Consider the following 15,271-nt stretch of genomic DNA (forward strand, 5'->3'; position numbering starts at 1 on the left):
TACTTACACTACAACCAGTTTACACACATCTAAGTGAGTATTTTCCCCAGATTAATCCTTATTTTCAATTCCAGAAACAATCTCAATACCATTGTTATTGATCTCGTAGGTCATGAACTGGGTGGGCGTTTTGGTACTTCTCATTTTCACTATATCCATAACCCTCTCCCGGCGGCCAGTATAGGGATTTTCACGTTTCATAACTTTTATGGCTCCGTAAACTGAGAACAGTGCTATTTCATTGAATTCACGGGAGGTTGCACTATCCAGGATGATGAGTGCCGTTATGTTGCGTTTTTTCAATTCATAAACCATGAGGTCAAAACGGTCCCTGAATTCGTAAGGAGTGAGTTTAGCTGTGTAACTTCCAATGTTATCAATTACCACTGTTTCTGTGTCTTCAGGGAGGTCTTTGAGGAATTTGGAGAAATTACCCTTCATCGCCCCCACATCAATACTGATCTCGGCTTCAGTTACCCGAGCCCGGACACCAGCCAGTTCAATGAACCGTAACATACCGTTGTCGGTGAAAGATTTTATATCCCAACCAAAAGTTTCTCCCTGTGTAAAAAGATCATCTGAATCTTCTTCTGTGGTAATATAAACTGTTTTAAGGTTTTGTTTGCTACTGGTTAGGGCAAATTGTAATCCAAATATGGTTTTTCCTGAACCTGCGTCTCCGGTGAGTAAGATACTTTTCCCTCGGGGAAGTCCACCTGTAAACTGATCTATTCCGTCTATTCCTGTTTTGATTCGTTCCAAGATTAAACCCCCAATTAAATCCATATTTAATCGGTTGTAATTATTTTATTAAGTTAATATCATCCCATGATTTAATTAACTATCATCCCATGAAAGTGTAAATTCAAATGAACACTTATTATTACCTTCCAGAAGACACTGGCTTTGTTCAGCATGTCCGTGGAGGGAAGTCCAGGTGAAACTGCGTATAACAATCACCCGACAAATTAAACAAAATATAGGGCTAACAGTTCCTTCACTTGCCCAGGGACAGCTATCAAAATTCAAATGACCTTTTCTGCCTTCAACCTCACTATCAGTTCCAATTCCCAGGTTGGACATGAATTCACCAATCCATGAGAGGTAGCATTGGAATAACATCTTAGAATCAGCTAAAGCTTCATCTCCCCTATTTATCCGGCATTTCTCCATTTCCTCCAGGAAACGGGGCTTCATGTTTTTCTCAAACCGGTCGGCAAAACTGCGGGCGATATTATCCCTAACCTGAGGAGGTATGTTAGATGCAAATACTGGTAGGGCACTTACCATGAAACTGGAAAGCTCTCCCCGAGCTTTATCCTTAAGTAACTCTTCCCTTTCCTTGGCTTCCCTTCTACGCTGGGTAACGTCACGGAAAACCAGAGCCACACCAATTATACCCCCATTTTCATCTTTAATAGGGGCACTACTATCATCAATAGGTATTTCTGAGCCATTTTTGTTGATCAATAAAACCGGGTGTGGTAAATCGATAATAGAATCATTTTCAACCACCTTCACCACCGGATCATCAACTGGTGCACCAGTTTCTTCGTGTACAATCCTGAAGATCAGAGACAGTGTTTGGCCAATGGCTTCATCTGGACCCCACCCTGTTAAATTACTGGCCACTGGATTCATGAATTTGATTTTACCCTCTTTATCCGTGGCAATAACGGCATCACCAATACTTTCCAGGGTAGTAGATAACCATTTTTCACTTTCCTTGAGTTTACTCTCCATTTGATGCTTGTAGAGGGCTACTTCCACTGCACTGTGGAGTTCACGGTCTTCAAATGGTTTGATTATGTAACCGAATGGTTCGGTGATTTTGGCTCGTTTCAAGGTCCTCTCATCAGAATAAGCAGTTAAATATACTACGGGAATATCATAGGCATCCCTTATTTTTTGGGCAGCCTCAATACCATCCATTTCACCCTTAAGAACAATATCCATTAATACTAAATCTGGCCGGTTACTGACTACATTCTCCAGGGCTTCTTCCCCCGATGGTGTTATGGCCGTGACTTCATAACCAAGGCCTTCAGCACGGTGTTTAATATCCATGGCCACTATGCTTTCATCTTCAACAATCAAGATTTTAACTTCAGACATGCCATTCCCCATTCATATCACAGTTATTGCAAGTTACATTATGTTTTAAACCTTATAAGATTTATTATTGTTTATACCTAATTAGCACAGTATAATGATAAAAATGATTAATCCTTCCCTTGATGAAGATGATAGTAAATTTTACGCGCTAAATTAGTGTCTATGCTCTTTACATCTGCTATTTCATCCTCACTTGCATTTTGAATTGATTTTAAGTCACCAAAATGTCTAAGGAGGTTCATTTTACGTTTGGGTCCAACGCCCGGGATTTCATCCAGGAGGGAACTTTTAAGCCTTTTATCCCGGAGGTTTTTATGGTACTTCACAGCAAAACGGTGAGCCTCATCTCTCACATACTGTAATATATGCAAAGCAGGTGAATTAGGCGGCAAAATAAGCGGAATAGATACTTCAGGGATGAATACCTGTTCAAACTCTTTAGCCAAGCCTATTACTCCTGTTTTCAGATCCAATGAATCTAAGACTTCAGTGGCCACGTTTAACTGGCCACGACCCCCATCGACCACTATTAAATCTGGAGGAGTTTCACCTTTACTCTTTAATTTCTCATACCGTCGAGTTAATACTTCTCTCATCATACCATAATCATCTGGACCTGGTGTTTCCAGTTTATACTTGCGGTACTGGTTTTTGGATGGTTTACCATCTTCAAATACTACCATGGAAGCAACTGCCATCTCCCCGGCCAGATTAGATATATCAAAGGCCTCTATGCGACGGGGAATTCTGGGTATTTTCAAGTAGGTTTTAAGGTCAAGTAATGCTCCTCTGGCCTGTTTATGGTGGTTTAAAATTATACTGGCATTTTTGGTAACCATTTGAACCAGACGATGCTCTAATCCCTCCTCGGGCACCCTCAGGTGAATTAGTGCCGCATCTTTTTCTACTCCGTGGTTTTCCAGTTGACCCTCCTCATTTCCAGTAGAGGATACATTAATGTAGTTCCCCTCATCCCCTTTACCCGGGCTCCCTGCCTGTACTTTATCCGACAGCCACTTCTCAATAATATCCTTATCTTCGATCATCACCGGTAATAATATTTCTGCCGGCACCTGTCGGGGGCCAGAGTAGAACTGTTTAATGAAAGCAGCTAATATCTCAGGGATGGAGTAATCCTGGGCTCCTTCCATGAGAAAATCCTCTTTTCCCATGATCTTCCCCTGGCGTACTCGGAAGACAACTACCACCACCACTTCCCCATCATTAGAGGAGGCTATAACATCCTGGTCAAGGCTGCGGTTGAATTCCATTTTCTGTTTTTCCATTACCTCCCCTAAGGAGAATAACTGATCCCGAATAACCACTGCCTTTTCAAAGTCATGGTTTCTAGCTGCCTGGTCCATCTCTTCCCGTAAAAGGCTCATAACCTCCTTTTGCCGACCTTCCAGGAACATTTTAACCTTTCCCACATTTTCATGGTACTCCTCCAGGGAAACCTGACCACTGCAGGGTGCCGGGCACAGATCAATCTGATAATTGAGGCAGGGCCCATCCATACGTTTACAATCTCTGAGCTGGAATACGGGCTTTAAAAGTTTTAACAGGCTTCGAACTGAGGTTACGTCAGTGAAAGGGCCGTAATAATGTGAACCATCCTCCCGGACAGAACGGGTGATTAGCAGGCGGGGATAGTCTTCGGAAGTTATCTGAAGGTAGGGATAACGTTTATCATCCTTGAGGCGGATGTTGTATCGGGGTAAATATTTTTTTATAAGGTTAGATTCTAAAATAAGGGCTTCCTTTTCTGTGTCCGTTACCAGGTAATCCAGGTGGTGAAAATGGCGCATTAAAACCCGGGTTTTGGGATCTTCAATTTCTTCTTTAAAGTAACTTTTAACCCGTTTTTTAAGGGATTTTGCCTTTCCAACGTACAAAATCTCATCTTTAACATCCTTAAAAAGGTAAACACCCGGTTTTTCTGGTAAATCATTGGGGTTGCTGATTGTAGCCGACAAAATCTAATCCTCTTTAGTTATCAGTTGAAAAATAATTCACTTAAAAAGTAAACTGTGTGTAGTCTTGATCATTTTTTAGTCAATCAGTTTAAAATAGGTATGGAGACCGGGGTTTAATACCCCATAAACCGGGTTTAAATAGCAGAATCCAACTATTTTTCTGGCATTAAATCCTCCCTTTCCTGTGGATACGCAACATCGGGATTTTTAACTATGAATGACTCTTCCAGATCCTGGTACATCGAGCGAGCCAGGTCCAGGGGAATTCCCAGAGCCATGTACTCCTCCGGGAACCAGCGGTTGCCAGTAGGATCCAGTGGCCCTATAAAAGCCGTGCCTTCCGGAGTTTTTTCAGCCATGTGGGCAGGATAAGTGACCATGGTGGCACAGGCCGGGCCGAAAGGAGCTATTATGGAGTTGAATGGGTTTTCTGTTCTAAAGTGAATTAAACTGCACAAGTTTCTTATCTGCTGCCCAGTTCCAAAACATAATACCGATCTAAGGTCCAAGTCAGTACCTTCTTCATCCGGGGAGAAGTCTTCACAGGATCTTATCACCAGATACTTACCCGGTACAGTTATCGGACCAATTGATTCTCTGAATTTGTCGAATATCTCGGGACTGGCTTTTAGATGCTCGGCCATGCCTCCCCTGAAGTTTTCATGGCCGGTGGATACAAAATAACGAATATAAGGTGATATTTTCCGGGCAAACCCCAGCCAGGTTATGCCCCCCATACACACTCCCTTAAGGCCATCGTGGCCCAGGTAAAGGGGAGGGGTTTTCCTGGTGGCTGCTATTAACAGGGCTTTGGCAGCGCAGGAATCAATGGAAACCAGTGGTTTGGCATCTTCCGGAACATCATTCTGACCGTAAATACATAAAGGTGTGGTTTCAAGTCTCCCTGCTCTTCTTAAAGCTTTTCCAATTTGGTTAACGGTGTTTAACATGTTTGATCCCCACTAATACATCGGGCATAACCATCCGGTGGATGATTAACCCCACCCTGAAGTTCTATCGTATTTTATTGTACCCTGGGATCCCCTAAGGTATGCCCCACTGATCCGAACTGTTCATAAAATCAGTGCATATATATACCATAGTTAGGATAGGATAATATAATCTGTTTTTAGATCTGACAATGAAATTAATTAATATTTTTGTTTTTACAAGAGAGGATTGATAAATGAGAAAATTTGAACTTGTATCAAATTATAAAGCATTAGGAGACCAGCCTAAAGCTATTAAATCTTTATCCCGTGGAATAAACAAAGGAATGAAACATCAAACCCTTTTAGGGGTTACTGGCTCGGGTAAGACTTTCACCATGGCCAATGTAATCAAAGAAGTACAGAAACCAACTCTAGTTATATCTCATAATAAAACACTGGCTGCTCAACTCTACGAGGAATTTAAAGAGCTGTTTCCTAATAATGCCGTGGAATACTTCGTCAGTTACTACGATTATTACCAGCCCGAAGCCTACGTGCCACAGAGCGATACCTACATTGATAAAGAGGCATCTATCAACGAAGAGATTGATATGATGAGGCATAGCACCACCCAGTCTCTCCTTAGCCGGGAAGACGTTATTGTGGTCTCCAGTGTATCCTGTATCTATGGTATCGGTGCACCCGAAGACTATGGAAACCTGGTACTGCAACTGGAAATGGGGCAACAAGTTGAACGGGAGGAAATACTCGCCAAACTGGTTGAAATGCAGTATGAAAGAAACGATATTGACTTCAGCCGGGGAAAATTCAGGGTAAGGGGAGATGTGATAGAAATATTCCCAGCCCAGGGAAAAACCGCCATCAGAGTGGAACTCTTCGGTGATGAAGTGGATGGCCTATCATTCATTGACCATGTAACTGGCCAGATGAACCGTCAAATGGATAAAATCGTAGTTTTTCCCGCCAAACACTTCGTTACCTCTCCTAAAAAAATGGATAATGCCATAAAAGGAATTGAAGAAGAATTGGAAGACAGGTTACGTGTTTTGGAAGCTGAAAACAAATTAGTAGAAGCCCAGCGCCTGGAGCAGCGTACCAGATTTGACCTGGAAATGCTTAAGGAAATGGGGTACTGCCAGGGGATTGAAAACTACAGTATGCACATTTCCGGACGTAAGTGGGGTGAAACCCCATACAGCCTATTGCGTTACTTCCCCGATGATTATCTGACTATTATTGATGAATCCCACGTTACTGTACCCCAGATCAGGGGTATGTATGCTGGTGACCGGGCACGTAAAGATGTTCTGGTTGATTACGGGTTCCGACTGCCATCGGCCCGTGAAAACCGGCCCCTGAATTTTGAGGAATTCGAAAGCCTAGAGAATCAGGTGATCTACGTATCTGCCACCCCTGGAAAGTATGAAATGAACCTGTCCCAACAGGTGGTGGAACAGATCATAAGGCCCACTGGCCTGGTGGACCCGGAAGTTATACTGAAACCAGTTCAGGGCCAGGTAGACCATTTACTTACCAAAATCCAGGAAAAAACTCAGAAAAATCAACGGGTTCTGGTAACCACCTTAACCAAACGCATGGCCGAAGACCTTACTGATTACTATGCCCGGGCAGGTATCAAGGTGAGATACCTCCACTCTGAAATCAGCACCCTGGAAAGGATCGATATCATCGATGACCTGCGCCGAGGCGAATTCGACTGCCTGGTGGGGGTTAACCTACTCCGGGAAGGTTTAGACCTTCCAGAAGTGGGTCTGGTGGGTATACTGGATGCCGATAAGGAAGGATTCCTTCGTTCAGAACCAGCACTGATACAGACCATTGGCCGTGCTGCCCGTAATGTGGAGGGCCAGGTGGTTATCTACGCCGATAAAATAACTGATTCTGTCCGTAACGCAGTTGATATCACCAACCATCGACGGAAATTACAGTTGAAGTACAATGAAGATCACGGAATTACTCCCCGCAGCACAGTACGTACCCTGAAAGAAAAACCCGAGAAAAAAGAGGTTATAATGCGTGACGATGTGGAAAAAATGCCCAAGGACGAACTTCGCCTGCTTATAAAAGATTTGAAGGAAGAAATGAAAAAAGCAGCCAGTCGACTGGATTTCGAAGAGGCAGCCAACATCAGGGACAAAATACTGATTTTGGAAGGAGTTTCCAAATAATTAGATTTTTAAATGGAATATTGAACGTATTAATTTAGAATAAACCTGTTTAACCGGTTTTAAGTCTAGAAGGAGTTTCAGACTGATGAATAATAAGAAAGATAATATTTTAATTAAAGGGGCCAGGGAACACAACCTTAAAAATATTGACCTGGAGATTCCCCGTGACAAATTCGTGGTGATCACCGGGTTAAGTGGTTCTGGGAAGTCCTCCCTGGCCTTTGACACCATCTATGCCGAAGGACAGAGGCGTTACGTGGAATCCCTCTCGGCCTATGCCCGGCAGTTTCTGGGCCAGATGAAAAAGCCAGAAGTGGATTACATTGAAGGACTGTCACCCGCCATATCTATTGACCAGAAAACAACACGAATGAACCCCCGTTCCACTGTGGGGACTGTGACTGAAATATACGATTACCTCCGGCTCCTGTTTGCCCGGATTGGGACTCCCCACTGTCACCAGTGTGGTCAACCCATTAGCCAGCAGACCGCCGGCCAGATTGTGGACGGTATTCTGCAAAAAGAAGAAGGAACCAAGGTACAGATTTTAGCACCATTAATCCGGGATAGGAAGGGTGAACACCAGAAAATATTTGAAGACCTTCGGCGTAAGGGATTTGTCCGGGTGCGGGTGGATGGGGAAGTCCACAGCCTGGACCATGAGTTCCAGCTGGAGAAAAACTTCAAGCACAGCATAGAAGTGGTGGTGGACCGGCTCGTTATCAGATACGATCGTGACTTTGAAACCCGTCTGGCAGATTCTGTGGAAACTGCCCTGGAACTGGGTGAAGGCCTCCTAATTGCAGTTTATGGTAGTGGTGAGGATGTAACCGAGAAGATCTACAGTGAACACTTTGCCTGCACAGACTGTGGAATCAACTTCGAGGAGATGAGCCCCCGGATGTTCTCCTTTAACAATCCCCACGGGGCCTGCCCCGAGTGTAATGGGTTGGGGAGTAAAATGGAGATTGATGCTGATCTGGTGGTTCCTGACCCGGCATTATCTTTAAATGAAGGAGCTATCCTGCCCTGGAGTAAATCCAAACACCGTGATAACTACTACGGACAGATGTTACAGGCAGTAGCTGACCACTACGGTTTCAGCATGGACACCCCCTTCCAGGATCTACCCACCAAATACCAGGAGATTATACTCTACGGTTCACCGGATAAAGTGGAATTTGTTTTCCAGCGAAAAAATCGCCTGCACCGTGTTAACCGCTATTTTGAAGGAGTAGTGCGGCGTATGGAACGTATTTACATGGAGACCAAATCCAACTACATGCGCAGTTATATGGGCCATTTCATGAGTGACCGTAAATGTCCGGCCTGTAACGGAACCCGGCTGCGGCCCGAAAGCCGTAGCGTAACTGTGGGTGGTATGACCATCCCCCAAGTAGTGGAGATGCCCATTAAAAGTTCCTATGATTTCTTTGAATCATTAAAATTATCCAAAAGGGAACAGTTTATTGGTCAGGAAGTTTTGAAAGAGATAAAAGAACGTTTGAAGTTTTTAAAGGATGTAGGTCTGGACTACATTACCCTGGCCCGATCTTCAGGAAGTTTATCTGGGGGTGAGGCCCAGAGGATACGCCTGGCCACCCAGATCGGTTCCGGGCTGGTGGGTGTGCTGTATATCTTGGATGAACCCAGTATTGGCCTGCACCAACGGGATAACCACCGCCTCATTGAAACCCTTAAGAAGTTGAGGGATATCGGTAACACCCTCATTGTGGTAGAACACGATGAAGACACCATATTACACGCTGATTATGTGGTGGACATTGGTCCCGGTGCCGGGGAACACGGTGGCTGGATTACCGCCACTGGAACTCCCCAGGAAATAATGGAAAACCCTGATTCTATAACCGGCCATTACTTATCACGTCAGGAAACCATACCCCTACCTTCATCACGTACCCCTCCTAATGGTAACTACCTAACAGTGAAGGGTGCCCGGGAACATAACCTAAAAAACATCGATGTGGAATTCCCCCTGGGGGTTTTCACCTGCATCACCGGTGTTTCTGGTTCCGGGAAAAGTACCCTCATCAACGACGTGCTCTACAAGGGATTATATGGAACTCTTAACCATAAACACATGAACCCTGGTAAACATGACGATATAACCGGTAAAGAATACGTGAATAAAGTCATTATCATTGATCAGTCCCCTATTGGACGTACACCCCGTTCCAATCCGGCCACCTACACTGGTGTGTTCACCTACATCCGGGAAATATTCGCCCAGACACCCACTGCCAAAAAACGTGGCTACAAACCAGGAAGGTTCAGTTTCAATGTTAAAGGTGGAAGGTGTGAAGCCTGTACCGGTGATGGTATAATAAAAATTGAAATGCACTTCTTGGCCGATGTTTACGTTCCCTGTGAGGTTTGTAAGGGTAAACGATATAACAAGGAAACTCTGGATGTGCGTTACAAGGGTAAAAACATTTCAGAAGTCCTGGACATGACTGTGGAAGAAGCTCTGGAGTTCTTTGAGAACATCCCCCGTATAAAGAAGAAACTGCAGACCCTGGATGATGTGGGTTTAAGTTACATCAAACTGGGACAGCCCGCCACCACTCTCTCGGGTGGAGAAGCCCAGAGGGTGAAACTGGCCAAGGAGTTGAGCAGACAGAGCACGGGGCGCACCCTGTACATTCTGGATGAACCCACCACTGGATTACACTTTGCAGATATTAAAAAGTTACTGGAAGTACTGGAAAGATTGCGTGACGGTGGAAACACGGTAATAGTTATTGAACACAACCTGGATGTTATCAAAACCGCAGATCACATCATTGATCTGGGACCCGAAGGTGGTGATGGTGGTGGAACAGTTGTTGCCCAGGGAACACCAGAAGAAATAGCCGCCAGTGGTTCCCACACTGGAAAATTCTTAAGTGACATCCTGAACCCGGATAAAAATTTGGTTAGTGAAAGGGAAACCTTGAATCCAGATGTTAAATCAGGAGAAGAATTAAGTGAGTCTGGCTCCAAAAACCGGGCCAAATAACTTGTTCTTCCCTTTTCACCGGGATAAAATATTTTTAAATTTAATTTCTACATTTTTTTAAAATAGTGATCCCTTTTTTTAATTCTGATTATTTTATATTTTCTTAATCAGATATCTTAAAACAACAGTTCCCTATCATCTGGTTTTATCGTTAACGTAGCTTAAGCTATATTATTTTTACATCTACCAGTGGTTTATTATTAAAAGTTTTATCACTGATTTTTTTAACTTGGTGTTATATCAATATAACAAATGATTAAAACTAGATCAAAACAACTGAATATATCCTAAAAAATTTATAAACCCCTTTAATTTAGCCATCACAGCCCAATAATCAACAGTTATCTTTACAAATCCCCCCTAGAGAATAATGACTCTAAAAATATCCCTCGGACAAGATATTCCAGTTCATTTGTGATGGATAATCCCTAGGACATGGAGAATATTTATTAAGTTGTGAATAGGGGTAAATTACATGTATAATAAAGAACATAAAACACTTAACATTTTATTAAAAAAAGGAGGTAAAATATGGTCTCCAACGCGGTGATGCTGACTTTCTTATATGCCATAGAACCTGTATATAATGTTTTGAATATGTCCCTCAGTGAGGATTATTTCCGTTTATTAATGTTAATTGTGGTAGTGGTTCTGGTAGCTATTCTCGCCGAAAGAATTGAAAAAATAAGAAAATTAAATGAATTAAACCAGAAATTAAAAATTCAAACTGATAAACTGGAAGATGCTAATCAGGAACTGGAAGCATTTGCTTATTCGGTATCACACGATTTGAGAGTTCCATTAAGAGCCATAGACGGCTTTTCCCGCATACTGGTAGAGGATTATGAGGACAAACTGGACGAAGAAGGGATAAGGCTCCTTAACATTGTAAGGGACAACACCGCTAAAATGGGACATCTCATTGACGATATTCTGTTATTATCCCGGGCCAGCCGCCAGGAAATGAAACTCAATGAACTGGACATGACTGCCCTGGCCAACAGTGTTTACCAGGAATTCCAGACTGATGTGGAAGGAAGGGATATCCAGTTCACTGTGGGTGACCTGCCCCATGCCTACGGTGACCGGGCCATGATGGGCCAAGTATTCCAGAACCTCATTGGAAACGCCATTAAATTTACCCGTAGCCGAAACCCAGCCCTAATTGAAGTAGGGGGAGAAGTAAAAGATAAGGAACTGGTTTACTATGTCAAAGATAATGGTGCGGGTTTTGACATGAAATACATCAACAAATTATTCGGACTTTTCCAGAGATTACACAGCCCAGAAGAGTTCGAAGGAACTGGTGTAGGACTTTCCATAGTACAAAGGGTTATTAGACGGCACGGAGGCCGTGTGTGGGGTGAAGGATCCGTGGATGAAGGTGCAACCATCTTCTTCGCCCTCCCTAAAGATATGCCCAAACAAAAGTGAGAATATTCCAAAAATTTTAATGTAAATCAAAATGAAACAGTATAAATAATCAAATGGACGGTGTGTTTAATGGATTTAGAAGAGGCTGATATTTTACTGGTGGAAGATAACCCTACCGATGCCGAACTTACCATGAGGGCACTAAAAAGGAAAAATCTAGCCAACCAGGTAGTATGGGTAAAGGACGGAGCAGAAGCCCTTGATTTTATATTTGCCACAGGTCAGTTTGCCCACCGAAATGTGGAAAACTTTCCAAAACTCATATTATTAGATCTGAGAATGCCTAAAATAGATGGGCTGGAAGTACTGCAGCGGATCAAAGCTGATGAACGAACCAACCGCATCCCCGTGGTTGTTTTAACTTCATCCCAGGAAGACCGGGATATTGTGGAAAGCTACAAGTTAGGAGTAAATAGTTACGTCAGCAAACCCGTAGAATTCGATGATTTCATCGAAGCAGTATCCACCCTCGGATTTTACTGGATGTTAATTAACAATCCCCCTAATGATTAATAGGATTCCATACCCTTTAATCATATAACTTAACCAAATTATTAGAATAATCCAACTAGTGGTAACCTTAATGAGTAATTCCCCAGTGATTTTATGGAAGAAGAGATTAAAGTCTTGATCCTGGAAGATGTTCCTTTGGACGCCGAACTGATAGAAAGGGAACTTAGAAAAGAAGGTTTTGATTTTACCAGTCATCGTGTTGAACGGGAAGAGGAGTACCGTAGTGAAGTGGAAAAATGGAACCCCCACATAATACTGGCTGACCATTCCCTACCCCAGTTCGACGGAGTCTCTGCACTTAAAATAGCCCATGAACAATCCCCCACCACGCCATTCATATTTGTCAGTGGTAAGATTGGGGAAGAATTCGCAGTAGAGATGCTTAAAAAAGGAGCAACAGACTACGTTCTAAAACATAACCTATCTAAACTAGGATACGCTGTGCGAAGAGCCCTCACTGAGGCTCAGGAACATTTGGAGAAGAAAATAGCCCAGGAAGCACTCCTGGAAAGTGAAAAAAAATATCGGGCACTTTTTGAAAAAACCAAAAACCCTACTATAGTGTTTACTGAAGACGGGAGTTTTAATGATTTCAACCAGGCCACACTTGATTTTATGGAGGCAGAACCAGAAGAACTCCTCCAGCAGAAAATTCATCACTTCACACTCCCCGAAGCAAGCCCCGTGCAGTTAAAAGACTGGACTGCCGGGAGAATAGTGGAGTTACCCCTGAAGATCAAAGGTGAAGTTAAAATACTAGAATTGACCATCACCCCGGTAGAACTGGGTGATAATAGAATAATTTTCGCCACTGGTCGGGACCTCACCCATCAGAAAAGAATGGAAAACGCCCTGAAAGAAAGTGAAGAAAAATACCGGCTCCTGGTTGAAAACCAGACCGACATGGTGGTTAAATTCGATCCCGAGGGAAAAGTTCTCTTTGCCAGTCCATCTTACTGCGAGGTTCTGGGACGTACCGAGGAAAGTATTCTGGGAAGTAATTTCCTCCCCCTGGTACACCAGGATGACCTTAAAAAAACCCAGAGAGCCCTGGAAAAACTACACCGACCCCCTTACGTAGTGTTCCTGGAGCACCGCCTACTAACCATGAATGGTTGGCGGTGGATTGCCTGGGCAGATAAAGCTATAATGAATGAACAAGGAGAACTGGAAGCATTTGTAGGAGTGGGACGTGACATAACCGAACGTAAACTGGCTGAAGACAGAATAATGAGATCCTTAAAGGAAAAGGAACTGTTACTCCGGGAAATTCACCACCGGGTTAAAAATAACCTGCAGATCGTATCTACCCTGCTGAGTCTGCAGTCATCTAAAATTAAAGACCAGAAGGTTATTGATCTCTACCGGGAAAGTCAAAACCGGATACTTTCCATTGCCCTGATACACGAAAACCTGTACCAATCCGAGGATTTAACCAACATCAACTTTGCCAGCTATGTGAAAAACCTTATCAATGACCTTTTCCATTCCTATGGTGTGGATCCCAACCAGATACGGATAGAGATGGATATAGAAGAGGTTATAATGAACATTGAAACAGCAATACCCGGGGGGCTCATTGTAAATGAACTCATCTCCAACACCCTTAAACATGCCTTCCCCCAGGGCCAGGGAAAAATACACCTGGAATTAACCAAAAAAGATGGCAACCACATTTTAAAAATCAGGGACAACGGAAAACCATTCCCTGAAGACTTTGAAGTTGCTGAAACTGATACTCTGGGAATGAAATTGATTTTGAACCTGGTTCAGCAGTTAGATGGAAAAATAACTTTAAATAAAACTAATAAAGAATTTACAATTGAATTTAAGGAACTCAAATATAAGGAGCGGATCTGATGACCGAATCCCGGATACTGGTGGTTGAAGACGAAGCAATAGTGGCCATGGGCATAAAACAAAAACTGGAAGACCTGGGTCATCACGTAGTGGACACGGTTTACACTGGTGAGGACGCCGTTGGAACAGCCTTAAAAACAGAACCTGACCTGATTTTAATGGACATTGTTCTTAAAGGGAGTATGGATGGTATTGAAGCTGCGGCTAAAATACGCAATCAGCTGGATATACCGGTAATCTACTTGACTGCCTATTCAGACGAGGAAGTTCTGGAAAGGGCCCGTATGACTGAACCCTACGGATACATAATCAAGCCATTTAAAAAGAGCGAACTAAATGCCAATATAGAAATGGCCCTGTATAAACATGCTGAAGATCAAAAAAAGAGCGAAATTGTTAAAAAACAGGTTCTGGCTGATTTTTATGATTTCATTCTTAACTCCAGTCTCACCACCGCTGATCAATCTGAAGAGGAGATCAAAGACACCATCCTCAAAATCTTCGCATCCCGCCTAGAAGAAGATATGAGGCCCCGTTTAGAAAGAGAACTGGGCGATATCATTGAAGAACAGGGTTTAAATGATCTGGAAAGTATTTACAATGCCTACCTGGACTGGGTGGCCAAATTCTTTGCTGGTTTCGGTATCCAAACCAAAATCGATGCTAAAGGACATGTGCACCTTTTCAAATTCCTAAATTGCCCCTGGATTGAGGATGCCAAGAAAAAACCGATTTTCTGCCTTAACTGCCAATCCATGATGCAACAAACATTCGACTGGACCGGTATGGAGGGTAAAGTTGAAAAAAGAACCACCATTGCCGATGGTGCCGACTCCTGCACATTCAAGTTCAATGTACCCTTTATGAAGAAGGAAAAACCCACCCCCTGAACATTAATTCTTTAAACACAAATTTTTTATTAATATCCCCTTATTTTTTTAAAAAATCCCTATTTTTTACACTAACTCAGTATCGATTACACCAAAACTATAAATTAAAATCATGCTAAATGAGGATTGAACATCTAAATAATCAATAGAAATTCAATAAAATACATTAAATTAGGGGAAACACTTAATATTCAATGTAAACCACATCCCCATGAACAAACCTTTAATTAACTATTATGGTGATTTAATGAGCCTGATTATAACTTACGTTGGAAGTAAAGGCTGTGTAATGGCCGGTGACAAGCGCAGTATAGGTTTTTTA

Annotated in this window: 11 protein-coding genes (1 of these 11 cut by a window edge); 7 read left to right on the top strand and 4 right to left on the bottom strand. The window is 42.8% G+C overall.

The window, feature by feature from the left end:
- Positions 1–51 precede the first annotated feature (51 nt).
- The 4 genes from QC759_RS05190 to QC759_RS05205 all read right to left on the bottom strand — a co-directional run bounded on the left by QC759_RS05190 (position 52) and on the right by QC759_RS05205 (position 5,041).
- Positions 52–762 (bottom strand): ATPase domain-containing protein, encoded by a 711-nt coding sequence (locus QC759_RS05190; RefSeq protein WP_048073453.1) that lies wholly within the window; start codon positions 760–762, stop codon positions 52–54.
- 75 nt (positions 763–837) lie between these two features.
- Complete coding sequence (locus QC759_RS05195; protein WP_048073454.1) at positions 838–2,115, bottom strand: methanogen output domain 1-containing protein; 1,278 nt, start codon at positions 2,113–2,115, stop codon at positions 838–840.
- Positions 2,116–2,222: 107 nt separating this feature from the next.
- The gene (gene uvrC / locus QC759_RS05200) at positions 2,223–4,091 is read right to left on the bottom strand and encodes an excinuclease ABC subunit UvrC (RefSeq protein WP_048073455.1); all 1,869 of its coding nucleotides are present in this window, start codon (positions 4,089–4,091) and stop codon (positions 2,223–2,225) included.
- Between the two features lie 152 nt (positions 4,092–4,243).
- The gene (locus tag QC759_RS05205) at positions 4,244–5,041 is read right to left on the bottom strand and encodes a DUF169 domain-containing protein (RefSeq protein ID WP_048073456.1); all 798 of its coding nucleotides are present in this window, start codon (positions 5,039–5,041) and stop codon (positions 4,244–4,246) included.
- Positions 5,042–5,277: 236 nt separating this feature from the next.
- On the opposite strand from QC759_RS05205, the gene uvrB reads away from it, so the two are divergent.
- From uvrB to QC759_RS05240, 7 genes are all read left to right on the top strand, one after another.
- Entirely contained in the window at positions 5,278–7,233 is a 1,956-nt protein-coding gene (gene uvrB / locus QC759_RS05210; RefSeq protein ID WP_048073457.1) for an excinuclease ABC subunit UvrB, read from the top strand.
- An 82-nt stretch (positions 7,234–7,315) separates the two neighbouring features.
- Entirely contained in the window at positions 7,316–10,252 is a 2,937-nt protein-coding gene (uvrA, locus tag QC759_RS05215) for an excinuclease ABC subunit UvrA (protein WP_416374510.1), read from the top strand.
- A gap of 531 nt (positions 10,253–10,783) precedes the next feature.
- Entirely contained in the window at positions 10,784–11,686 is a 903-nt protein-coding gene (locus QC759_RS05220; RefSeq protein ID WP_048073459.1) for a sensor histidine kinase, read from the top strand.
- Between the two features lie 69 nt (positions 11,687–11,755).
- Positions 11,756–12,199: a response regulator gene (locus tag QC759_RS05225; protein WP_048073460.1), complete on the top strand. Its 444-nt coding sequence runs from the start codon at positions 11,756–11,758 to the stop codon at positions 12,197–12,199.
- 93 nt (positions 12,200–12,292) lie between these two features.
- Positions 12,293–14,059 carry a response regulator gene (locus QC759_RS05230; protein WP_048073461.1) on the top strand — a complete coding sequence of 589 codons (1,767 nt, stop codon included), beginning with the start codon at positions 12,293–12,295 and terminating at the stop codon, positions 14,057–14,059.
- Positions 14,059–14,949, top strand: a complete 891-nt coding sequence (locus QC759_RS05235) for a methanogen output domain 1-containing protein (RefSeq protein WP_048073462.1) — start codon at positions 14,059–14,061, stop codon at positions 14,947–14,949. The genes QC759_RS05230 and QC759_RS05235 overlap by 1 nt, the downstream gene beginning before the upstream one ends.
- 247 nt (positions 14,950–15,196) lie before the next feature.
- A protein-coding gene (locus QC759_RS05240) for an MJ0548 connectase family domain-containing protein (RefSeq protein WP_048073463.1) crosses the window boundary here: on the top strand, positions 15,197–15,271 show its 5' portion. The gene runs 855 nt beyond the window's last position; only the first 75 of its 930 coding nucleotides appear in the window; its start codon is at positions 15,197–15,199; its stop codon lies off the right edge, out of view.

The sequence above is a fragment of the Methanobacterium formicicum genome (assembly GCF_029848115.1).
Classification (GTDB): Archaea; Methanobacteriota; Methanobacteria; order Methanobacteriales; family Methanobacteriaceae; genus Methanobacterium; species Methanobacterium formicicum.

Excerpts from the sequence above, each read along its gene's own strand:
- QC759_RS05195 (WP_048073454.1), bottom strand. The coding sequence starts at position 2,115 with ATGTCTGAAGTTAAAATCTTGATTGTTGAAGATGAAAGCATAGTGGCC.
- QC759_RS05205 (WP_048073456.1), bottom strand. The coding sequence starts at position 5,041 with ATGTTAAACACCGTTAACCAAATTGGAAAAGCTTTAAGAAGAGCAGGG.
- uvrB (WP_048073457.1), top strand. The coding sequence starts at position 5,278 with ATGAGAAAATTTGAACTTGTATCAAATTATAAAGCATTAGGAGACCAG.
- QC759_RS05220 (WP_048073459.1), top strand. The coding sequence starts at position 10,784 with ATGGTCTCCAACGCGGTGATGCTGACTTTCTTATATGCCATAGAACCT.
- QC759_RS05225 (WP_048073460.1), top strand. The coding sequence starts at position 11,756 with ATGGATTTAGAAGAGGCTGATATTTTACTGGTGGAAGATAACCCTACC.
- QC759_RS05230 (WP_048073461.1), top strand. The coding sequence starts at position 12,293 with ATGGAAGAAGAGATTAAAGTCTTGATCCTGGAAGATGTTCCTTTGGAC.
- QC759_RS05235 (WP_048073462.1), top strand. The coding sequence starts at position 14,059 with ATGACCGAATCCCGGATACTGGTGGTTGAAGACGAAGCAATAGTGGCC.